Here is a 22384-nt window from a genome sequence, read left to right on the forward strand (position 1 = left end):
TACGAAGAAGTATTGGTCTCGATTCGTCAGATCATCCGCGCTATTGATTTACATTCTAAAAAGCTGAGCAAAGAGTCTGGATTGACTGCTCCACAGTTGATTTTGATGCGCGCTATCAATGACTTAGATAACGTGACGATTAAACAGTTGTCTAGCCACACTAACATGAGCCAAGCGACCGCAACGACCATTCTAGATAGACTAGAACGAGGCCAGTTTGTTGAGCGTCAGCGCAGTGTTCAAGACAAGCGTAAAGTGCATGCTGTACTTACGAGCAAGGGCCAAGAAGCCTTAAAACAAGCACCAACGCCGCTGCAAGAGCACTTCATTAATCGATTCCAAAAATTGGAAGAATGGGAGCAATCCCTTCTACTATCTTCCGTTCAACGCATCTCGACGATGATGAATGCAGAGGACATCGATGTTGCTCCAATGCTAGAGCTTGGTAGCATTACCAAAGCCGATTAGTTTCGCTCCCACGTGCTCGCTTTTTGCGGGCACTACTCTCCTACTCAGTCAAGCCAGTTTCAAACGCATATTTTGCTAACTCTGCCGTCGAATGTAAGTCCAACTTGTGCTTAATGTTATGGCGATGCGTCTCTACCGTTCGATAACTAATATTGAGTAAAGTGGCGATTTTTTTGCTGCTGTTTCCTTGAGCAACTAATTTAAGTACCGCTTCTTCCCTGCGGCTGAGAGGATTCGTTTTTTGCGTGGCAGGCACCACTTCTTGGGTAAAGAGTGTTTGTGTGACGGATTCACAGAAATACGTCGAGCCTTGGTTCACCGTTTTTATTGCTTGCACCATTTTCTCGGCCGAGATTTCCTTGAGCATATATCCTACGGCACCAGCTTGCATGACCTTCATGATGTACTCGCGATTATCGTGCATGGTCAACATAAGTATTTTGCTCTCTGGGCGAGCTTCTTTAATTACACCAGTCGCTTCAATACCGTTCATTATTGGCATGCTGATATCCATCAATATGACGTCCGGTTGCAAGTGTTTTGCGACCTCTATCGCTTCCAAGCCATTACTTGCTGTACCCACCACTTCGATGTCAGACTCTAACTCCAAACGAGCCATGAAGCCATCCAATACCACTTGATGATCATCGACAATCACTACACTAATCGGTTTATCCATAAACTATTTCATCCAAATTAAGCAGCACAGTAATCTCTGTTCCCAAGCCAAGCTCACTCATTAGCTCAAATTCACCACCGATGAACTCTACACGCTCTTGCATGTTCCTTAACCCAATCCCTTGTTGGTGCACTGCATGGTTAACCACAAATCCAACCCCATCGTCACGTATGAGTAATTGCAGCATATTGCCCATTTTTTGCAAAGTAACCGTTACTTTTTTCGCTCGCGCATGTTTTTCAATGTTATTCAAAGACTCCTGAGCGACGCGATATAGCGTCGTTGCGACTTCCGAAGTCAGTTTGTGCTGCTGAGTATCGAAATTGCTCTCGATATCAATCCCGGAATGGGAATGAAAATCCTGTAGCAAGGTCGTCAGTGCTGCTTCTAAACCGATATCATCGAGGGCGCTTGGACGGAGCTGATGAGAAATATGCCGCACCTCATTTATCGCGGTGACGAGCGATCGTTGTGATTTATCTAAGTGGGATTTGAGTTTTTCGTCTTCCAGTCTATGACTCATTAAGTCTAAATGACATTTACTGGAGACTAACAACTGATTGATTCCATCATGCAGTTCTCGCGCTAAATGCTTTTTCTCATCTTCTTGGAACATCACGGTTTTATGTGCCAATTCTTTCAGGTTCTTATCAGCGAGGCGATGCTCGTGCAGATTGATCGCCAAAGTGAGAACAATGATTACAGCAACGGTCACCGCTAAGATCACGACGACTGAGAAAAATGTCGTTTCGATATTTTTGTTCACTGCCGCGCGCATATTGGCGACTTCTCGGCTGACATCCTCAATATACAGCCCAGTCCCTATCATCCATTCCCACTTATCGAGCCATGCAGCGTAACTAAGCTTAGGGACAACTTCACCTGTAGATGGCTTTTGCCACAGGTACTGATGAAATCCACCACCTGATTGCGCTTGATACAATAAAGCTTCGATTAAGCGATCGCCATTTTCGTCTTCAAGATAGAGTAAGTTTTCCCCGACAAGCTCCGGAAGAACTGGGTGTACAAGGTTGGTACCATATTTATCATAAGCAAAAAAATAGCCGTCCGACCCATAACTCAAACGATTTAAAATCGCTTTCACACGCGTTTTGGCAACACTCTCTTCTAAAGTCGGATCGTTGTAGATGTAAGAAATGGAGTCAAAAGCGACGTCGACCGTATCTTTCAGCGCCGCTTCTTTTGATTGGATCAAGTTTTGATGAAAGATCTCCACCTCCCTTTTGCCAAGGGTCTTGGTTTGATAGATAGAGATCCAGCTGATACTCGCTGACACCAATACCACGGGTATCAGTGTCAGCAGAATTAACTTTGCTTTGAGAGGCATCCCTTCCCTCCATGAAACGCTGCCTTTACAGCTTACTATCTTAGCAGTACAAACGAATCGATTGTGTCTGCATAGACATAATTAACAGCTTAACAACTTGTCTCAAAAGGTAAAAACTCTCAGTTCACAAAATCTCTTTATTATCGAGTGATTAACTCATACCGTAAAAACCTGGGAAAAACAGCAAAGACGCCAACACAACAATCTGAATCGCGATGAATGGCATCACACCTTTGTAGATATCTCGCGTAGTAACCCCTGCTGGAGCGACACCTTTTAGATAGAACAAACTAAAGCCAAATGGCGGTGTGAGGAACGACGTCTGTAAGTTCATCGCAATAAGAATCGCAAACCACGTCATATTAATGCCCATCAATTCAGCGACTGGCGCAATAATTGGCACGATGATAAAACAGATTTCAACGAAGTCGATAAAGAAACCTAAAATCAGAATCACCACCATGGTAATAATAAGGAATCCCCACTTTTCACCCGGCAGTTCTAACATCCACTCTTCAACTAAATAATCACCACCAGTGTAGGTAAATGCCATTGAAAAGGCGGTCGCACCAAGTAAGATCGCAAAGACCATTGCGGTTACTTTAACTGTCTCTTTTGATGCATCATAAATCATCGACCAACTAAACTGTTTATACAATAGTGATAAAATTATCGCACCTGCACCGCCCAGTGCCGCTGACTCTGTTGGTGTTGCAATCCCTGCAAAGATGGAGCCCAATACCACGATGATCAATGCTAAAGGTGGCAATACAGCTTTCAGTGCGGTGAGCACTTCTTGTTTACGACTGATCGACTCATCGCGCTCTATCGCCTGTGCGGCTTGAGGGTTCAACTTCGCGTAGATGAGAATATAGATCACATAGGCGCCAACAAGTGTAATACCGGGCCAGATCGCAGCTTGAAATAGGTCCCCTACCGGTACGCCAAGTACATCACCCAACAAGATCAACACGATAGAAGGTGGGATAATTTGGCCCAACGTGCCAGACGCACAAATAGTCCCACACGCTAAACCTTTGTCGTAATTGTACTTGAGCATCACAGGAAGAGATATTAAGCCCATCGCAACAACTGATGCGCCTACCACACCCGTTGAAGCCGCAAGCAATGCGCCAACTAACACGGTAGAAATAGCGATACCACCGCGAACGCCACCGAACAAACGCCCCATTGATTCTAGTAGCTGTTCAGCAAGCTTCGTTTTCTGTAGCACTAGCCCCATAAAAACGAACAGCGGTACGGCCATTAGCACCGTATTTTCCATAATGGACTGAATTCGATATGGCATAAAAGCAAACATCTCGATGCCTTCAGCCCAAACACCAAAAATCAGCGCGATACCACCAAAAGTAAAGGCAACGGGAAATCCCAATAGAAGCGCAAAGAGCGCAACAAAAAACATCACTATACCGATCATAATGACTTCCTTTTACGACTTACCGTTATTACCGGCATAGATGAGATGAGGGTTGACAATTTTGTTGATTGAATGAAGTAACAATCCAATACCACTCACCGCCATAAAGAAAAATGACAGCGGAATCATCGCTTTGATAATCCAACGATATGGTAAGCCACCTGGGTCACCAGACGTCTCGCCTAACGCGTAACTTTCCTTGGCGAAATCAATACCAAACCAAGCTACCAGTAGGCAAAAAGGGAATAAGAAAAATAGTGTGCCTATGATGTCGATGATGGATTGTGCTTTGTAAGATAAGCGTTCATAAAAAATGTCGACGCGAACATGGCCACCGGACTTAATTGCGTAAGGCACACCAAGCAAGAACACGGCAGAGAATAGATGCCATTCCATTTCTTGGAATGCGATAGACACATCATTAAACACGTAACGCATGACAACGTCGTACACAACGTTTGCTAACAACAAAATAAACAGGATGCTGGATAACCATCCGAGAAAATCGCTAAAGCGGTTAAATAATCGCTCAATATAAATAAGACTTCTCATTCCGAACTCCGTGGAACGTTTAGATGCGCTCCGCTATAGTGCGGAGCATTCATTATGAAGTTTTCTTGGGCTTCGATAGCAGGCTAAACCTCTTGGCATCGCCTGCTTCATAACGTTATTGTTGAGCTTGACTGTTTAAGTACGCTCGGTGCGAAATATCTGACCATGGTCGAACTTGATTCATATAGTTCGCTTGTGACTCTTGAATCTCTTTCGCCAAAGCATCTTTTTCTGCATGTTCTTTCAACAAACGATCGTTTGCTTCTCGCAACGCAGCTACGACTTCAGGTGGGAAATCTTTTACTTCAACATTTGGGTATTCAGACTTAATAGATGCCCAGTTTTTGCCGCTTTCGTGTTTCGATTGCGTGTACATATCGTAAGCGGCCGTTTTCATGGCTACTTGCAAAATCGCTTTTAGATCATCAGGTAGACGGTTCCAGGTGCGCTTGTTAACGAGGAACTGAAGCTCAGTCGCTGGCTCATGCCAACCTGTGTAGTAGTAAGGCGCGATTTTGTGGAAGCCCATACGTAGATCCAGCGATGGACCAACCCATTCCAAGGCATCAATTGTGCGACGCTCTAGAGAAGTATATAGCTCACCAGGGGCGATATTCGTTGGCTTGGCACCTAACTCAGCCAAAATCTCACCAGCAAACCCTGGGATACGCATTTTCAAACCCTGTAAGTCCTTGACGGACTTGATCTCTTTTTGGAACCACCCGCCCATCTGAGTATCGGTATTACCGCCAGGGAAAGACATCAAGTTATGTGGAGAGTACACTTTTTCCATCAGCTCCATACCACCGCCGTAGTAAAACCATGCATACTGCTCAGTTGGCAACATACCGAAGGGCATAGAAGTGAAGTAAAGTGTGTTTGGAACCTTACCCTTCCAGTAATAAGACGCTGAGTGGCCCATGTCATACTGACCCGACTTAACCATATCAAACACCCCAAAAGGCGCTTTATGCTTGTTTGCGGAATCAATGCGGATTTGCAAACGTCCGTTGGACATCTCTTCCGCCATTTTGGCCATGTTTTTTGTGGTATCACCAAAAATTGGGAAATTAGGCCCCCAAGTTTCAGCAAGCTTTAAACGATAGACTTTTTCAGCAGCGTTTACAGAAGTCGCTGCGAGTGCCATCGCGGCAGCGACAGCGGTTGTTTTGAGCACTCGTTTTAAAGATTTTTGGATTAGACTCATCGTTCACGTCCTTTATCACCAAGGTTATTGTTGTCATCCATTTCATTAGGATTGGCTGTATTCGGTATAAAAGATGTAACAATGTTGTCTAATGCGAAATGGGCATGAACACGGAAGCGAGTAATTCATCAATAAGGCATTAGCCTAAGGTATTACGTATAAGTACGTAGGATAATCGTCATGACAAAAGACTGTTAATAGCAAAATCAATAAATTATATTTTTATCTATGAATAAAAATAAAAAACAATACGTACGTATTTTTCTGCCAAAAAATTTACATAGTATTTAAGAAAATGTGACAAACCACTTATTGGCAGTGTTAAAGTCAGTACTTAATGCATTATTTCCAATGCCAAGATAAAAAAATACCTCGGCATCGGCCGAGGTATTCAATCCAGAACGGTAGCGGTAATTAAACTGCTTTGTAGATAACTTTGTTACCTGCTAACTGCTCTTTTTGAACTAGGTTTTCTTCAAGAAGCTTCTTTAGTGCGCCAGTAGCCCATGATGCCGCTTTAGTATCTTCTTGACCTGCAGCTAGACCGATGCCTTTAGGGTTAATACCTTCAGCATTCGCCATAACGATGTCTAATACTTGTTGTTGCTTAGGAGTAAGGGCAACATCAACTGTTTTCACTGCAGCTACTTTTTTATCAGCTACTACTTTCTCCGCAACAGCTTTTTCAGCAACAGAAGGTGCTACTGCTTTTTCCGCAACAGGCTTCACTGCTTTAGGTGCTGCAGCTAAGTTTGCTACTGTCGCTTTAATGCGTTTTTGCAGTTTCATCTGCACTTTACGCTTATGAGCAAGTCTCATTGAATATTTCTCCAGTTCACTGCATCTCAGCAGGGATGAAAATTTGAAGCGCGTTTTATACCAAAATTCACAAGCAATTTGTAGGTTTTAGCGGCGAAACGCGATGAAAAATGCGCTCAAAGCATAGAACGTCTACTATTTAATCAGATATTTTATGAACGGATTTATTGAATACTGGGTATAAAAACAGAGGTTTGTTTTATTTTAAATGCAAATCAATGCACATAAAGCTACCCACTTATTTTTGGACAAGTATTCGATGAGGTTATAAGCATGGAAACGCTGCACCTAACAAATTCACATTTCAAACCCGACTCCCCTATCAACAGAATACTTTTGTTGCTCGTTGCACTCATCACTTTGTTTTTGGTTGCCATTTCTCCGGGATGGAAGCAAGCCATGTTGTCGGTCATTTTGATGTCTGCAATCGTTGGTTTCGCCATCTTGATGATTAAGAAAAGCCAAGTCACTTTTACGCTAACAGCTTCTCACTTTCAGCAACACCTTTTTAAAGGAGGTTGGGTCGTCCGATGGCGAAATATTGAGTCAATCGGTATTTGTAGCTACCAACAGGAAGGGTGGCACCAACCGCTACCTTGGATCGGTATTCGTCTAAAACACTACTCACCCTACTTAAATTCAATCTGCCCTCGTATAGCGACAGAAATTCTCCTCAGCCAGCGAGCACTGCTTTACTTAGGCGCGAAACAAAATCAGTGTGAAGATAAGTTTGAGGATATGGTGCTTGACCCTAAACCGTATATAAACAGAGATGGGATTGAGTACAAAGGTTTGTTAGCGATGCTCGCCAACCGGATGAAGTATCAGAGAGGTTTCTACGGCTACGATCTATTTATATCAGCAAGTGATCTAGATCGTGAGGCTGAGGATTTTGTGGGACTGACTCGGCGATACTTAGCTGCCGCCGAGCCAGAATAATGCTTAGTACACGCACTTTTAGTAAAGCGGCATCTCGTCAGCAACGAACGGGTTAGTTTTACGCTCATGACCGAAAGTCGATTGAGGGCCGTGACCAGGGACAAACGTGACATCATTGCCTAAAGGCCACAATTTCTCTTTGATAGAGCTAATCAACGTATTGAAATCACCTTGTGGGAAGTCAGTTCGACCAATGCTACCGTTAAACAAAACGTCACCCACAAACGCTAAACGCGCTTCTTCACTGTAAAGCACAACGTGACCAGGTGTATGACCAGGTGTGTGGAATACGTTCAGCACTTGATTACCGAAAGTGACAGTGTCACCCTCATTTAGCCATTGGTGCGGTTCAAACGCTTCTGTCAGCGGGAAACCAAACATTTGGCTCTGACCTTCCAAACCTTGCAACCAGAAGTTATCTGCCTTGTGAGGACCAACAATCTCTGTACCGCCAAGCAGTGCAGACAGCGGCTCCGTGCCACCTACGTGGTCCAAGTGGCCGTGTGTTAGCACTAGGTTTACCACGTCAACACCCAGCTCTTTGATAAGCATAGCGAGCTGCTTTTCATCGCCGCCTGGGTCAACCACAATACCTTTCATGGTTTCGTCACACCAGACAATAGAACAGTTTTGAGAGAAAGATGTTACTGGAACAACTTGGTATTTCAGAGCCATAGATAACCTATACCGAATAAATTTGCATGAAAACTGCCGCAACTATGACACTAAGGCCTAGCGACTTCAAGCTTTGAACTGTGGGTAATCGACGACGTTCTGAGACTAGAAACCTTGTCTCAACTAGCACTACCAGGAACGAACAGCTCCCGTATCGATATGAACAAAGTTACTACCTGGATAATAACCCACGCCACCGGCTTTTAGGCTTAATGCAGCATCACGAACCGTTGAAAGCTTCACGCCGTCTAAACGAAAATCAATGGCCTTTCCTTCCATGTGCATGCTCTTTTTCGCTACACGAGAAGACCCGTTGCGCAGCGAGGCGTTAGTGGCAGGAGAACGGTAACCTGAAATGACGATCACCTCTGCTTCTGTACCAATTAACTTTTGAATTTGGCTTATTTGATCGAACAAGCGTCGATCCATCGGATGAACCTCATTCCGTCGATGGTCTCGACAAAACTCATTCAGCCTTTGAAGTTCATCATTAATGTATCGTTTTCCATCGAAATAGCATGTTTCGAGGATCTCTCCAGTATTAAGATTGTTCATCGCCAGCGCACGTGGCTCGTCAGGGAGTGAAGCCCAAGAAAATGATGGCAGGGCAGACGCCAACACCACACCACCAGCGGTCATTTTAAGGAAATCTCGGCGGGAAAAGTTACGACTTACCATTTCAAAATACAGTGCTCAACAACTAGACAAGTCGTGGACATTAACCAAACACATTTGTCACGTCAAATGCATAAAACGCTCCATCTTGATTTTCAGATGCAGTAATTATTGCTTAATTATTGAACGAAAAGAGAATTCTTCGTTTTGTAAATTTTCCTTAAAGATTTCAACTGCGGTGATCGTACTTATAGATATCATCACGGTAGTAAAGCGTTCCCTCTTCCAACCATGCTGTTTGATAAATGATGTGTACTTGAATGCGCTCTCCCAAAGGAACTGACGTGTTAGACCGACGAGAACTTTCTCGCTTTTTCGCTAAACGTTCTTCCAACCCCTGAGTTTTGAACAGAAGTTCTGCTAACTGGTCTGCATGTTCTACACGAACACATCCTGAGCTGAATGCGCGTCTGTCCTGTTCAAACAAGTTCTTACTTGGCGTGTCATGCAAATAAATAGCTTGTGGGTTAGGCATATTGAACTTGTACAATCCCAGTGCATTTTGTAAGCCCGACGCCTGTCGCATACGATAAGGAAATGTTCTCGGATTCACCGTTGCCCAATTGATGGTTGTAGGGTCAATAATTTCGTTCGAAGTCCAAGACCGAATGATTTGAATGTTATGGTTAATCAAATACATCGGATTACGTTTTACTTTAGGAATAATGTCTTTAACCATGATAGTCCAAGGCACGTTCCAAGTTGGGTTGAGAATAACTGAATCCAGTGCTACCGACATGATGGGCGTTTTTCTTGATGCTCTCCCTACCACAACTTTAGACTCAAACAAGGGTTGACCATCATGCCAATACGTGACTTCGTATCCAGGCACGTTAACAAAGACAACATTATCCCTTTCTTTCGACCAAATTCTTGAACGCTCAGAATTCAACGCCAGCAGATGCAATCGCTCTTGAGGAGAAAAGTTGATCCATCGAATGGTATTCGGGCCGATAACGCCATCTTCTTTCAAACCATGAATACGCTGGAACTCTTTTATCGCAAGCTCTAATTGTTCGTCATATTCTTCAGTGACTAAATCCAAGTAAGAAACATCTACGCCTACGATCTCCATTCGCTCAATCAATAGGGGTCTGTTTTCTAATATATCGCCAACACGTGCTAGCCCAGTTTGTTGATAGGCAGGATATTGGTACTGAGAATGTTCCGATAGCGAAGAATAGGCGGAGTAGAAAGCATCATCTGTTTGTAATGGAGACCGGAGACTTGCCAAAAACTGACCAAGTTTGCCAACCGTAATCTCATTACTCAGAACCGATAAAGTATCGATGCTAGGAGCGGGTAACGTAACATGGGCTTTGTCTGTAAATAGCCAATTAATCCCTTCTTCGGGGAGTTGCTCAAGATAACTAAGGTACATCAAGAGTGAATCTGTCATCACTAAATCGAAGTCGAGATTATCTCCCTGCCACCTTACTTGGTTTATCCGGTGAAGTTGATTTTCGAATTCATCGGTGACATCCGCAAGTGCAACCAGGTTTACTTGAAAAAGAAACTGCTCAATATCACTTTCATTTTCCCAGTTCAAACGGTAATTGGTGCTTTGATACAGTTGATCAATCACCTCTGGATAATGGATCATTTTTTCTACAGACAGCTTTTGTACCGCTCCCTCTTGCTCGACTTGCGCTGAAGCTTCGAGAGAAACGACGGTGGAAAAGCTGCAAAACGGCACCAGAAGTGCCGTCATGATTAAAACCCTAGCAAACACTGAAATGATCCTTGCGCTACTTGCCATAATAAAAAGTATGGCAAATATCTCACAGCTTGCAGGTTTAAAATTAAGAATCTGATGCCGAAAACGACAACAAAACTCTCTATAAGTAATTACTCAATGATCTTTCTAGATAATTCTCGACCAATGGTTGTCCCATTGCACTCCGCTTGCGAAGGTACTTTTTGACTCCTCAGGTCTTTGCTCTACCACTTTTCCCGCCCCAGAACTGACTCGGAACTCATCGCCATAGACCACAACACCAGAGGCATCTGGTAACGCACTTAGCTCGACCAATTTGCCCGTAGATTTAGACCATATACCATAACAACTGCCCGGAGGCGAAGTGGCTAAGATCCATTCATCGGTTGCTGCAATACTCGCAACGTAGTGATTGAAACGCGCCCACTCTTCAGGATCAGCTTGTAGATCCTGCATCTCACCACCACGCGTGTGCATGGCGATCAAGGCTGGATACTCGTCCGGCTCACCACGATATTGCTGACCACAAAGCACGGTTTCCGCACCATCATGAGCTAAATGGCGAATACTCAACTTATGATCCGGTAAAGACACTTGATCCAATAGCTCCCCTTCTTGTGAAAGGTAACTCAGACTCGGTCTCATGCTATCAAGATTGAGAGGTTCACGGCCATTAGTGTGTACGCCACCAACGCCAATCGCCAATGCGCCATCAGGCATCATGATCACTTCATGAGGGCCAAGGCCAAAGCCTGTTAACTCATCGATCTTTTGATATTGCTTCTGTACATCATAAACACCAATGATCCCGCGGCTTGTCCCCCTCTCCCCTTCTGTGGCAAATAGCAACGTGCCGTCATGGGAGTAAACACCATGTCCGTAAAAATGGCGATTTGGCGTTGCTAGTTGCAGTTTGATCATCTGCTCTGAGCGATAATCAAACACCATGAAGAAAGTACCAGGTCGACGACCAAAAACTACGGCGTGGCCTTGTTGGTTGGTTGCCACACCGTGACCACGCTCAGGAATCGGCAATGAAGATAGCGGCATACCATGCTCATCCGCCACCACCGCTGCATATTTATCTCGACCAATGATAGAACAGCCGATCAACGCAGGCTCACGTGAGCTTGTTGAAGCACAACCAAATGGCATCATAGGTGTAGCCGCCCCGAATAGAGCGGCTTTCAGCAAAGTTCGGCGGGTTTGATCAGTCACCATCGGTTGCATTAAATCCTATAACTACGCCAAGCTCGATCGCCACTTCTTCGTGAATCAGGTACTTCAATTGCTCTAGCTTATTGTATTGAGCAAGCACCATGCGATAGCCTTCTTTTGTTTGTAGTGCAGCAAACAAGCTCTTATCTTCTGGCCAAGTTTCTAACGCCATTTCAAACTGATGAACAACACGGTCTGCGAGATCTGCATGGCCTTGCTCTCTAAGTAGCGCATCTAAACCATTCCCGTTAGCAAAGTACAACGCTTCCATCCCTTGAAGGTTGGCTTTTAAGTTTGAAAGCGAGGTCTCGGAACGCCACGATTCTGAGAAATACGGGCGAGGCTTACCAATCTTCGCTAGCGGTCGGCTCAACTTCTTCATGCTGTATTCAAGCTGATTCGATAGCAGTGAAATGTACTCAGATTCCCATTCTGTCATCTCTAGCGATTTCCAAGGGTTTTCTGCCCAAGAATCCGCGATGATCTGCGCTTTGTCATCAAGGTTTTCAGCAATCGAAACGCCTGTCGCACAAGTATTGCCGTTGCTAGATAAGGTCGACGCTTTATCGTAAAGCAGCCATTCCAATGCACCTAAACCTTGCACGGTGACACTTTGGGTGGAGATATCTTCTGCACTCCAAGCTTGATCAGATTTCGTCAGTACAGACATTTTACGACCAGTGGTGTTCTTTTTATCTGGCCAAAACTGAACATTCCAGCTTTGCTCCAACGCCGTAGCAGGGCCACGTTCTTGACCTTGTAATGCCATCCACGCAAGCATCGTTTGATGCCATTGCTGTTTTACTTGTGCATCATCTTTCGACTCTGATGCGCAGTAATCCGCGAAGCGCTGTTCAAGTTCTGTGGTTTGCGCTAAAAACGTCTGAGCTGATTGAAATTCGACCTCGTACACGCTTTGAGAAATATGACTTGTACTCTCAGGCTTGGCTGAGCTCGAACCGATGGTCGATTGGCAACCAACCAAACTTAACGTTGCGGCAATCGCACTCACTAACAGTGTTTTTTTCATGGTTGCTTCCTTATAGAGAGTTCAGAAACGCAATGAGAGCATCACGTTCTTTTTTGTTCAGAGCTAAAACATTTTGTTTCGCCGTTTCAGCTTCGCCGCCGTGCCACAACACCGCTTCCATCAGGTTACGAGCGCGGCCATCATGTAGAAAGTAAGTGTGTCCGTTTACTTCTTCGGTATAACCAATGCCCCATAGCGGTGCCGTTCGCCATTCACGGCCGTTTGCTAAGTATTCCGGACGGTTATCGGCTAAGCCTTTACCCATGTCATGCAAAAGCATGTCTGTGTATGGGTGGATAAGCTGCTCAGAAAGCGCTGGTAACTCTGGTCGTTTCGCCGTTTTAACACTGGTCTTGTGGCAGCTTTCACAGCCAGACGCAGCAAAGATTTGCTGACCAAGTTTCACGTTAGGATCATTGACGTTACGGCGAATAGGTACGGCTAAGTGTTGGCTGTAAAACTCTACGAAGTCGAGAATATTTTCACTCACCTCTGGTTTGCCGCCATTTGGCATGTCGTCACAAATGCTTTGTTTCGAGGTACAGTTTTCATTTGGGAATAAATGGCTCGTAAGACCCACATCACCATTAAATGCTGCTGCATTTTGCTGCATTAGCGTCGGTTGTCCTGCTTTCCAGCCAAAACGACCAATCGAGAAGTCGTCCTTCTCAATATCCCACACCTTATTGACTTTGCCTGAGATACCGTCTTTGTCGGCATCTTGTTCATCAGCCCAAGCAAGTAGCGTTTCGTCGGGAATACTCTCTAACAAACCAAGGCCGATCATTGGCGGTGCCACGCGTGCTGAGAACTCGGTATCAGGGTGCATATCGCCGTAACCCAGATCGGTAATGTTCAAATGAGGTTTTCTTAGCGTCACCGTCGTACCGTCTTTAAATTTCACTGGGACATCGGTGTAAGTGATTTCGATTTTGCCTTCTGGCGTTTGATCTTGCAGAGCGAAATCTTGAAGCTGGCCACCATAAGTCGGCTCAGGTATGCCGCCATCTTTGATGTAAGCTTTCTTTTGTTCTGGCGTCATCGCAGGAATGCTTAAGCGCACTAACATAGACACGGCATGTAAATCATCTTTCTCTGGCGGATGACCACGACCGTCTTTGATGTGACAATTCTGACAACCATTGGTGTTAAAAAGCGGGCCTAGGCCATCACGAGCGTCCGTTGACGCTGGCGCTTGTACCCAAGGGTTACGGAAAAAGCTGTTACCTACGCTAAAGTCGAGGCGTTTGCTCATTGGCAAGTTAGCAGCAGGAAGAGAATAGGCATTCGCGCCGTCTTTTTTAACACTGGTTTTGCCACCAGACTTAACATCATAAGCCATGGCAGAAGAAGAAAGGATCGCGGCTAGCGCAGAAATTAGGTATGGCTTCATATCATTGCTCTACATAGACAACAAGGGTGATAACAACGAGCTCAAACGTCAAAAGGGCTCACAAAGAGCCCTTATTTATTATGGTTTTCTTATTAAAACTCGTGGTCAGCAGTATCAGGGCTTAGGCTGTCGATGCCGACAATGCTTGCCGCACGCTCAATCGCACCGGTTTGTGCTACCAACGACATGATGGTGTCGTTTACTAGCGCGTTGCCTTGTGCGTTACCCGCTGCAATAAGTTGGTCAAAGTGCTGGTTGTTCTTCTCTGCAGAAGTCACTAGCTCACCAACTTGGCTACGTGTTGTATCAAACTGCTTTTGAATTTCGGTCGCGGCTTTCTTGTCTTTTTGAGCAACAAGGTCAGCGATACTTGGACCAGATAGCTCTTTGCCGTTTACACCTTTGTATGTACCTGTGTAAACGTTGTAGATGCCTTGCTCATTGTAGTAGTGAGAGTTGTGCGTGTTGTCTGAGAAACAATCGTGTTCGTCTTCAGTCGAGTTTGCCTCTAGTGCCACCTTCATGCGCTCACCCGCTAGCTCACCTAGAGAAAGAGAACCCATGCCGAATAGCATCTTACGAAGACCATTGTCAGCAGATTCGTTCAATAGCTCTTCACGGTAGTTGCCTTTCACTTCTGCAGACCACTGCTTTTCCATCCACTCTAGGTCTTGAACCAGTAGATCAGCGGCCGCTTTTAGGTACTCACCACGACGATCACAATGACCATTCGTACACTCAGAGCCAACGACGAAATCAGTGTAAGCACGTTGACCTGCACCCGCGTTAGTACCGTTTAGGTCTTGACCCCAAAGCAAGAATTCAATCGCGTGGTAACCTGACGCGACGTTTGCCTCAGAACCGCCTACTTCGTTTAGATCCGCTAGCAATTCTGGAGTGATTTTTGAAACGTCCAGTTTAGAAGCACCAATCTGCAGACTTGTGTTCGCGATGATGTTGGCAGCAGCGCCCTCGTTACCCAATTCGTATTGGTAATCAGCCGCTACGTAGTCAATCAAACCTTCATCAAGTGGCCATGCGTTCAGCTGACCTTCCCAATCATCAACAATCGCGTTACCAAAACGGAAAACTTCAGACTGTTGGTAAGGCACGCGAGAATCTAGCCAAGCTTGTTTTACTTCTTCAAGCTTTTTCGCTGATGGTGATTGTAGAAATTCGTCGATTTTCACATCAAGCGCTTTCGCTGTTGTTACTGAATCAGCAAATACAGCATGGGCAACGTCCGCGTAATGTTCGACTACTTGTTGTTTAGTTACTGTGGCAGCAACGGTAGAACCACTGGCAATGAGGAGTGATGCAGCAATAGATTGGACTAAAACTTTTTTTGCATTCATCTGAAGCATCCTTGTTGAGCTTTTCAATTATCGTATTGGTAGTGCTAATTATTCTTATTTGCACTTTAGTCTCGAGATAATACAAATTTACAATTTATTTGCAACTCCAGATACAAAAAAACCTCATAAAAATGAGGTTTTTCACAGACTTTATTGTCAGTTTTATCTTTAGGATTAAACCTTTAGGTCATGTTTTCCGTGAGAGACTTTTGCCTTCAGATAATTTTCGTTGCCATCTTTGATATGTGCAGAGGTATTGACAACCTCGCCAATTTCAATTCCGTACTCAGATAACTCACGAATTTTCTTAGGGTTGTTCGTCACGAGGCGGATCTTATTCACGCCTAAAGCTTCTAGCATTTGTGCTGCTTCTGTGAAATCACGCAGGTCATCATCAAAGCCCAAATGGTTGTTAGCTTCGTACGTGTTCATGCCCTGGCTTTGTAAGCGGTATGCATCGATCTTATTGTACAAACCAATACCACGACCTTCCTGACGGAGATACAAGATGATACCACCGGACTCGCCCATGCGATTGATCGTCTCTTCTAGTTGCTCACCACAGTCACAGCGTGAAGAGTGAAACACATCGCCTGTCAAACACTCAGAGTGCATACGAACTAAAGGCATGTCCTGAGTTTGGTCCGCTTGTTTAAAGATAATAGCAACATGCTCTTTGTCTGTCTTCAGACCATGGAAAGACAGAATTTCGGCATCAATGTTACTTTTTGCCCCGACTTTAAAATCTACTCTGGCACGTACTTCCGCCATATCTATACTCACTCGATTTATTGCTTGATGCGCTTGATGCGTTTTCGTTATTGCATTCATGGGATTTACTCGTTGCTCTTCAACTATGGGGACTGATACCGCATTTTGCAATATAGAGATCACAATTGAGGGCAGTTATCCACTCAAGACAGCAAAAGAGAAACACTCTCCAACTGAACAATTGTTATATTATAACAATTTAAAAAAACTACAATAAAAAACCCCAGACAAATTTTGTCTGGGGTTTCAAGAAGGTCGTTTGGTCTATCTTTTAATGGGTCTGACTGCGCTTCCAAACGGCGAGTTCAATCCAAACTGCTTCGAGTTCTTGGATTTCCTCGTCGGTCAACACGGCGAGCGTTGAAGTAACTTGAGGCAGGTTCGGTGATTGCAATGCACGAATCTGCGAATAGAAGTCTTTTTTAAGTTGTAATATAACTGAATCCACTGCGTGCACCTATTTCGTTCTTTTATTACTTATCCAGCTCAAAATTTTTATTTTCTTTATACTGGAAACTTCATAAATTCGGAAAAATGATAACATTCTGCTTGTTAAGTGCACAATTTATTTTTAATAGTGGAATAACGGTCACATTAATTACGCTTCACCATTCGGATCGAATATAAGACAAAAAAGATCAAAAATAGCACAGGAAAGATCCACAACAGCGCCGTGGAATAATTTAATGGTGGTTGGTACAGAACAATATTCCCATAACGAGCAACTAGATAGTCCTTTATTTCTTGATCTGAGCTGCCTTCATTGGCCATCGTATACACTTTCAACCTCAGGTCTTTAGCCGCTTGTGCATTAGACTCGACAAGGTTTTGGTTTTGACACTGCGGGCAGCGTAATGCCTTGGCTAACGAGGTTGCACGCTGTTGCACTTCAACGGAATGAAATTCAAACAGATCAACATTCTGTTCTATATCCGCACTTCTCGTGAAAGGAGAAAATAGTATAAATAGGATTAAAGTGAGGAGAAGATTATTAAATCGAAACATTCAAGTATCCTGAAAATATATCGTTCCATTTATCTGCCGTTAGCTCTCCACGATATTTGATCAATATACGACCATTTGGATCAATCAAGTAAGTTTCCGGCGTTCCGATAACACCTAGCTCCACAGCGAGCTTTCCATTAGGGTCACTAATTACTTCAATATATGGATTTCGTTTAGAGCTCAAATATTCACGAGCGGCTTGTTTTTGATCTCTATAATTCAGCCCAATAATAGGCACACCGAGTTCTGCTAACTGCAATAATTCTTCATGCTCTCGTTTGCATACTCCGCACCAAGATGCCCAAACATTCAATAATTTATATCCGTCGCTTTTGAACAACTGCTCAGAAACCATGCCATCAGAGATCAGAGAAGTAGAGCGAAAATTAGGTGCATCTAAATTTCGTTGTGGGGACAATTCAACATGTGGTCGCTCAGACAAAGCCACCGCAGTTACTACAGCAAACACGGCAACAGCCACAAACAGACCTGCGAGTTTAAGCGTATTTCTCGATCGCATTGATAGCCTCTCTCCTTTTCTTTAGGCCGGTTAATAGCGCACCAAACACAGCTAGTAGCCCGCCAGACCATATCCACCAAATACCTGCGCGGTACTGAACTTTAATCGCATAAGCATGAGTGTCGACTTTATCACCCAATGTCACGTAATAATCGCCATGCCATAGTGAACGAATCGCGGGCTCGGTCATATTCATCACTCGCACAGGGTAATGACGCTTTTGCGGGTTGAAATTGAGCATGCGGCCATCTTCCAAGTGCAAGGTGATCTGTCCTTGTTCCGCGGTATAGTTCGGCCCCACTAGCCATTCGATACCATGATAATCGATAGTGATCCCTGCCCTTTGTTGAGAACTGCCGGGTTCGACACGTAAATTGTATTCATAAGAGTAGTGACTATTGAATACAGCCCCACTCACCGCCAGTGCAAAACCGATATGTGCCTTCACGATTGGCATGAGTTTACGTTTATTGGAACAGCGAAACAGCATAACGAGATGCGCCACAATCACCCAAGTAGCCAATGTTATGGTTAGCAATACTTCGAAATGCAGTGCGTGCACTAAGAAGATAAACCCGCTCCCAGCGACAAGAGATAACGCAATACTGATCGCAATATCAGCGCTTACACTCGGAACTGTGCCTTTTGTCCATTTCAGCACCGGCATCAAAGCTAAGGCAATCAGAGCCAGTATGCTTAATGGGAAGATCAGACTATTAAAGTAAGGTGCGCCAACCGAAATGTTCCCTAAGCCGAGCAGTTGATAAACCATCGGATAAAAAGTGCCAAGAAAAACGATGGCAGTCGCAATAACCAGCAGCCCTTTGGCGATATAAGCAGTGTAAGCTCGGCTCGCTAGAGATTGAAGTTTGAAACGAGGGAGTTGTTCTCCTCGCAAAATCAGTACGCCAAAAGTGATAATGACAAGCAAGCTCAATACACCAATCAGCACCAAACCTTTAGTTGGGTCCACCGCAAAAGCGTGCACTGAAGTCAGCACGCCAGAGCGCACCACGAATGTCCCTAAAATGCTTAGGCTGAACGTAGCAAACGCCAGTGCATAGGTGCTCCAAATTGCGCTTCTGTTACGTGTTGCGACAACACCGCTGTGCAACAAAGCAGTACCAGTAAGCCAAGGGAGTAGAGAAGCGTTCTCCACAGGGTCCCAAAACCACCAGCCGCCCCACCCTAGCTCATTGTACGCCCACCATGATCCCACCAAGATACCCAACGTGAGCGTTCCCCATGCAAAAAACGCTGCGCTTCGAGCAACCACATACCAATCGCTCATCGGTTGTTTACCCAATAGCGCTGCTAATGCAAAAGCTAATATTGCTGCGTAACCGACATAACCGAGATAAAGCAATGGTGGATGAATGATAAGCCCAACATCTTGCAACATTGGGTTTAGATCTCGTCCTTCCGACGCCAATACTTGGGCATACTCGAACGGGTTAGAGGTCATTAACGTGAACCAAGCAAATGTCGCAATAAGAACGTTCATGATTCCTAAACAGTCACAAGTATATTGGGCGTTGAGCGGTGACTTAAATGCAATAAACGACGCCCATAAACTCAAGGTGACGACCCAAAACAACATGGAGCCTTGGTGCCCACCCCAAGCGGCAGCAATTTTGAACGCCACGGGAAGTTGACTGTTGGAATGCGTAACAACATATTCCAACGCGAAGTTGTCTTGCACGAAGCAGACGATCAGAAGTGCTAAACAAATGATGGAAGCTAAGCTAATGATGTGGGACATCGCGACTTGATGCGGCAATGTCGCCTTCTTACCCATAGCACGACGTAGCCAATGCAGCAACGATGCACAAGTCGATGTTACAGCCACCAATATCAGTAAGAAGAACCCTAGCTCAGCCTCCATTTTTCCCCCTTACACTATGGTCATTTGACCGGCATAGAGAATGAAAGTACGTAGCATAAGTACGCCAACCAAGCTCAACGTCGTGACCACAAAAACGTAACTGCCTTTGTGGCGCACTTCTGAAGGCGTTAACCAATTGAGAGTCAAAGGCGTAATCATGCCGATGAACACTACCCCACCCCAGAACCATTGAGCCCAGAATCCACTCGAAATAGCATTCCAAGCCGCGACTTCGTTCTGACCACCGCTGAAGATCAGTCCAGTAAAGAATGTCACTAAGACAAACAACTCAAACAACACTACAGGGCGTTCAAATCCGTGCACCCAAGACACACTTGGGCTGCTGGTCGACTCTTTAAACACCAAGATGCCGAACATCAAGCATGCTGCTGCACCCGAGGACAAACTAGAGAACAGGAACAAGATTGGCAGTACTGGATTGTTTAGCATTGGGTAAGTCTTCAACGCAGACAATAGAAAGCCAGTGTACGCTGCAAGTACGATGGCTAAGAAGCCCAAGAATAATTCAATTGCGTTGTTGGCTTTCCCCGCCTTAATCAAAATGCCATCGGCAAAATCCAGCAGTTTGCTTGGTAACTTCCCTTCACAGAAGCTGATGATTTGATGGCGGAAGATAACGCCAATCCAAACAAACAGCACTAGCATGTACACTTGGAACAAGATCACGCCCATCGACATCACAGACGTTGGGTTGTAGTAGATCATGATCTTCCAAAACTCTAAAGGCTTGGTTAAATGGAAAATCAAAATTACCAACCCAGCAATGATGCCAAATGGTGCGAGCCAAGCCATCGCTTTCATGATGCCGTTGTTTGCGGGATCACCTTCAATCACTTTGCGTTTTAAATAGATAGAAATAATCACCGCACCCGCTGACATCCCAGCAAGGAATAAGTAAATCGCGATGATCCAATCCCAGACTAACGAGTCAAAGTGGAATGCACTTTCGAAGCCGTTCATGATGACACCTCCCCTTTGCTATGCGGAATTTTGTACAGTTTAGGTTGCGTACCTAAATGCGATTTATCGCGATAGACAACATGGCTTTCGATAGCTTTGCTCACCTCGCTAGTTGGGTCATTTAAATCACCAAAGATGAGTGCTTTTGTTGGGCAAGATTCCACGCAAGCTGGCTGCTTACCTTGCGCTAGATTGGTATCACGGCAGAAGTTACATTTATCCGCAGAGTGATCGACGGGATTAAAGAAGCGCACTTGGTAAGGGCAAGCAGCAAGGCAATAACCACATCCGACACATTTCTCTTTGTGTACATCCACGATGCCTGTCGCTTCATCTTTGTATGCAGCGCCTGTTGGACAAACGTACACACATGGTGGGTTATCACAGTGCTGACAGGATTCGCGAGTAAACTGGTATTCCACATCTGGGAATTCGCCAATCGGTTCACTGCGATGAATTTTAAGTCGGGTCACGCCTTCAGGGACTTTATTTACTTCGCGACAAGCATCGGTACAAGCGGTACAGCCTATACAGGCATTTTCATCATGAACCATACCCATGCGCTTCGCTTGTTCACTGTTGCTGGCATAAAGAGAGGAGCTAACAACGGAAGTGCCTGCAACGCCTGTAGTTAAAATCAACGCGCCGCTGCCGGCTAAAAAATTTCTTCTCGAACATTTCATGCTATCTCTCCTCTTCTTTGGCAAGTTCAGGTTCGACGGCAAATTCAGAGTGACAATCCACACACTGCTTGATCAGTTGTTTTCTATCGTACGACAACGCTTTGGTTTTCGCTGCGTGTACATCGTGGCAATTTGAACAAGTGAGGTTTTTGGCGTGCACATCGTGCGTCCAGTGGCTTTCTCTCAGTTGTGTCGGTGCATGGCAATCCACACATCGGCTGTTGGCTTTAAGAATCATGCTTGGATCAAGGAACACTTTGTCGTGTACCTCTTTCGATTGCGCGGCAGAAAACTTAATCACATCAGGCGCGCCTTCACGGTGATCAGGGCCGATGTTGCTATGGCAGTTAGTGCAATTGAGCTGCTTACCTTGACTCAATAACGCTTGCGAATCATGCGATAGATTCAGAGTCTCTTTGGCGTCCTTATGACATTGAAGACACTTGTAGTCTCGGTCACGGATCAACTCGACTTGATGACGCTCAGCTTGAGCACCTTCAATCGGCTCTGAAGAAGTCGCATGGGCGGCGATGGAGAAACCATAGATGGCAAAGACGAAGAGAAGTTTCAGCATTGTCTCTATGGTCAATTTTATATTGCCCATATTGTTCTTTCCTTAGCTCGACAATAATTGATAACTATTCTCAATTATTTATTTGAGCGACAATTAATTTCCTCTGAAGATATTTTTTAGATCTTCAAATGACATCAATTCTTATTTCGGAAAGCCACAACGCTAAACCTATATTTATAATACCTCTATTATTCATAAGGGGTAGAAACACCTGCTCAAAAAGCGAACTAAATCACCCTATTTTTAAAAAGGTTAAAACCCCAAAGCATTGTAGAACAATGACTTAACAACTACCACTTTAGAGGTATATAAATTCAAACATGACTGAGATCACTGGTGTAAATTGATCTAAAACAAGACAAGATTCACTCACTATTTCATCTATCCAATTAAGCAATATTATTAATCGTAGATCTCCAGTTCTTATTTGGAATAGCTCCTCACAACGCTGC

The 22384-nt window shown here is 44.6% G+C and carries 23 protein-coding genes; 2 read left to right on the top strand and 21 right to left on the bottom strand.

All coding sequences use genetic code 11. From position 1 onward, the window contains the following. Positions 1–468: MarR family winged helix-turn-helix transcriptional regulator (locus tag R7P72_RS07595; protein ID WP_318110408.1), on the top strand; the 468-nt coding region annotated here is incomplete at its 5' end. A gap of 40 nt (positions 469–508) precedes the next feature. On the opposite strand, the gene R7P72_RS07600 is transcribed toward R7P72_RS07595, so the two are convergent. From R7P72_RS07600 to R7P72_RS07625, 6 genes are all read right to left on the bottom strand, one after another. Then, complete coding sequence (locus tag R7P72_RS07600) at positions 509–1147, bottom strand: response regulator (protein ID WP_017636110.1); 639 nt, start codon at positions 1145–1147, stop codon at positions 509–511. Further along, positions 1140–2495: a cache domain-containing protein gene (locus R7P72_RS07605; protein ID WP_005376873.1), complete on the bottom strand. Its 1356-nt coding sequence runs from the start codon at positions 2493–2495 to the stop codon at positions 1140–1142. The genes R7P72_RS07600 and R7P72_RS07605 overlap by 8 nt, the downstream gene beginning before the upstream one ends. Positions 2496–2646: 151 nt before the next feature. After that, a complete protein-coding gene (locus R7P72_RS07610; protein ID WP_005376871.1) occupies positions 2647–3933 on the bottom strand; it encodes a TRAP transporter large permease subunit in 1287 nt (428 codons plus the stop codon). Between the two features lie 12 nt (positions 3934–3945). Beyond that, the gene (locus R7P72_RS07615) at positions 3946–4485 is read right to left on the bottom strand and encodes a TRAP transporter small permease subunit (RefSeq protein WP_005376869.1); all 540 of its coding nucleotides are present in this window, start codon (positions 4483–4485) and stop codon (positions 3946–3948) included. Between the two features lie 115 nt (positions 4486–4600). Beyond that, the gene (locus R7P72_RS07620) at positions 4601–5692 is read right to left on the bottom strand and encodes a TRAP transporter substrate-binding protein (protein WP_054577022.1); all 1092 of its coding nucleotides are present in this window, start codon (positions 5690–5692) and stop codon (positions 4601–4603) included. Between the two features lie 414 nt (positions 5693–6106). Then, positions 6107–6511, bottom strand: a complete 405-nt coding sequence (locus tag R7P72_RS07625; RefSeq protein ID WP_005376863.1) for a hypothetical protein — start codon at positions 6509–6511, stop codon at positions 6107–6109. Between the two features lie 273 nt (positions 6512–6784). Between R7P72_RS07625 and R7P72_RS07630 the strand changes: the two genes are divergently transcribed. Further along, positions 6785–7450 carry a DUF2982 domain-containing protein gene (locus tag R7P72_RS07630; protein WP_005376857.1) on the top strand — a complete coding sequence of 222 codons (666 nt, stop codon included), beginning with the start codon at positions 6785–6787 and terminating at the stop codon, positions 7448–7450. 18 nt (positions 7451–7468) lie between these two features. On the opposite strand, the gene R7P72_RS07635 is transcribed toward R7P72_RS07630, so the two are convergent. The 15 genes from R7P72_RS07635 to nrfB form a co-directional block, all read right to left on the bottom strand. After that, positions 7469–8125: an MBL fold metallo-hydrolase gene (locus R7P72_RS07635; RefSeq protein WP_005376855.1), complete on the bottom strand. Its 657-nt coding sequence runs from the start codon at positions 8123–8125 to the stop codon at positions 7469–7471. 129 nt (positions 8126–8254) lie between these two features. After that, positions 8255–8803, bottom strand: a complete 549-nt coding sequence (locus tag R7P72_RS07640) for a DUF882 domain-containing protein (RefSeq protein ID WP_031778936.1) — start codon at positions 8801–8803, stop codon at positions 8255–8257. Positions 8804–8969: 166 nt separating this feature from the next. Beyond that, complete coding sequence (locus R7P72_RS07645; protein WP_005376852.1) at positions 8970–10511, bottom strand: murein L,D-transpeptidase; 1542 nt, start codon at positions 10509–10511, stop codon at positions 8970–8972. Positions 10512–10664: 153 nt separating this feature from the next. Then, on the bottom strand, positions 10665–11747 hold the full coding sequence (locus R7P72_RS07650; protein WP_213907186.1) for a DUF1513 domain-containing protein: 1083 nt from the start codon (positions 11745–11747) through the stop codon (positions 10665–10667). Further along, on the bottom strand, positions 11728–12765 hold the full coding sequence (locus R7P72_RS07655; protein WP_042522783.1) for an imelysin family protein: 1038 nt from the start codon (positions 12763–12765) through the stop codon (positions 11728–11730). Before R7P72_RS07655 ends, R7P72_RS07650 begins: the two co-directional genes overlap by 20 nt. 10 nt (positions 12766–12775) lie before the next feature. Then, a complete protein-coding gene (locus tag R7P72_RS07660) occupies positions 12776–14158 on the bottom strand; it encodes a di-heme oxidoredictase family protein (protein WP_005376848.1) in 1383 nt (460 codons plus the stop codon). Positions 14159–14250: 92 nt separating this feature from the next. Next, on the bottom strand, positions 14251–15513 hold the full coding sequence (locus tag R7P72_RS07665) for an imelysin family protein (RefSeq protein WP_053304295.1): 1263 nt from the start codon (positions 15511–15513) through the stop codon (positions 14251–14253). Positions 15514–15687: 174 nt separating this feature from the next. Next, positions 15688–16284, bottom strand: a complete 597-nt coding sequence (locus R7P72_RS07670) for a GTP cyclohydrolase II (protein ID WP_025767283.1) — start codon at positions 16282–16284, stop codon at positions 15688–15690. Positions 16285–16555: 271 nt separating this feature from the next. After that, positions 16556–16732 carry a hypothetical protein gene (locus tag R7P72_RS07675; RefSeq protein WP_020480909.1) on the bottom strand — a complete coding sequence of 59 codons (177 nt, stop codon included), beginning with the start codon at positions 16730–16732 and terminating at the stop codon, positions 16556–16558. A 146-nt stretch (positions 16733–16878) separates the two neighbouring features. Then, complete coding sequence (gene nrfF, locus R7P72_RS07680; RefSeq protein WP_053306573.1) at positions 16879–17289, bottom strand: heme lyase NrfEFG subunit NrfF; 411 nt, start codon at positions 17287–17289, stop codon at positions 16879–16881. Further along, the gene (locus R7P72_RS07685; protein ID WP_213907185.1) at positions 17276–17809 is read right to left on the bottom strand and encodes a DsbE family thiol:disulfide interchange protein; all 534 of its coding nucleotides are present in this window, start codon (positions 17807–17809) and stop codon (positions 17276–17278) included. Before R7P72_RS07685 ends, nrfF begins: the two co-directional genes overlap by 14 nt. Next, positions 17787–19694 (bottom strand): heme lyase CcmF/NrfE family subunit, encoded by a 1908-nt coding sequence (locus tag R7P72_RS07690; protein WP_213907184.1) that lies wholly within the window; start codon positions 19692–19694, stop codon positions 17787–17789. Before R7P72_RS07690 ends, R7P72_RS07685 begins: the two co-directional genes overlap by 23 nt. Positions 19695–19703: 9 nt before the next feature. Continuing rightward, complete coding sequence (gene nrfD, locus R7P72_RS07695; RefSeq protein ID WP_017636122.1) at positions 19704–20675, bottom strand: cytochrome c nitrite reductase subunit NrfD; 972 nt, start codon at positions 20673–20675, stop codon at positions 19704–19706. Further along, positions 20672–21358, bottom strand: a complete 687-nt coding sequence (gene nrfC, locus R7P72_RS07700) for a cytochrome c nitrite reductase Fe-S protein (protein WP_017636123.1) — start codon at positions 21356–21358, stop codon at positions 20672–20674. Before nrfC ends, nrfD begins: the two co-directional genes overlap by 4 nt. A gap of 1 nt (position 21359) precedes the next feature. After that, positions 21360–21962: a cytochrome c nitrite reductase pentaheme subunit gene (gene nrfB, locus R7P72_RS07705; protein WP_025767278.1), complete on the bottom strand. Its 603-nt coding sequence runs from the start codon at positions 21960–21962 to the stop codon at positions 21360–21362. Positions 21963–22384: the final 422 nt, after the last annotated feature.

The sequence above is a fragment of the Vibrio sp. Vb0888 genome (assembly GCF_033338835.1).
Classification (GTDB): Bacteria; Pseudomonadota; Gammaproteobacteria; order Enterobacterales; family Vibrionaceae; genus Vibrio; species Vibrio alginolyticus.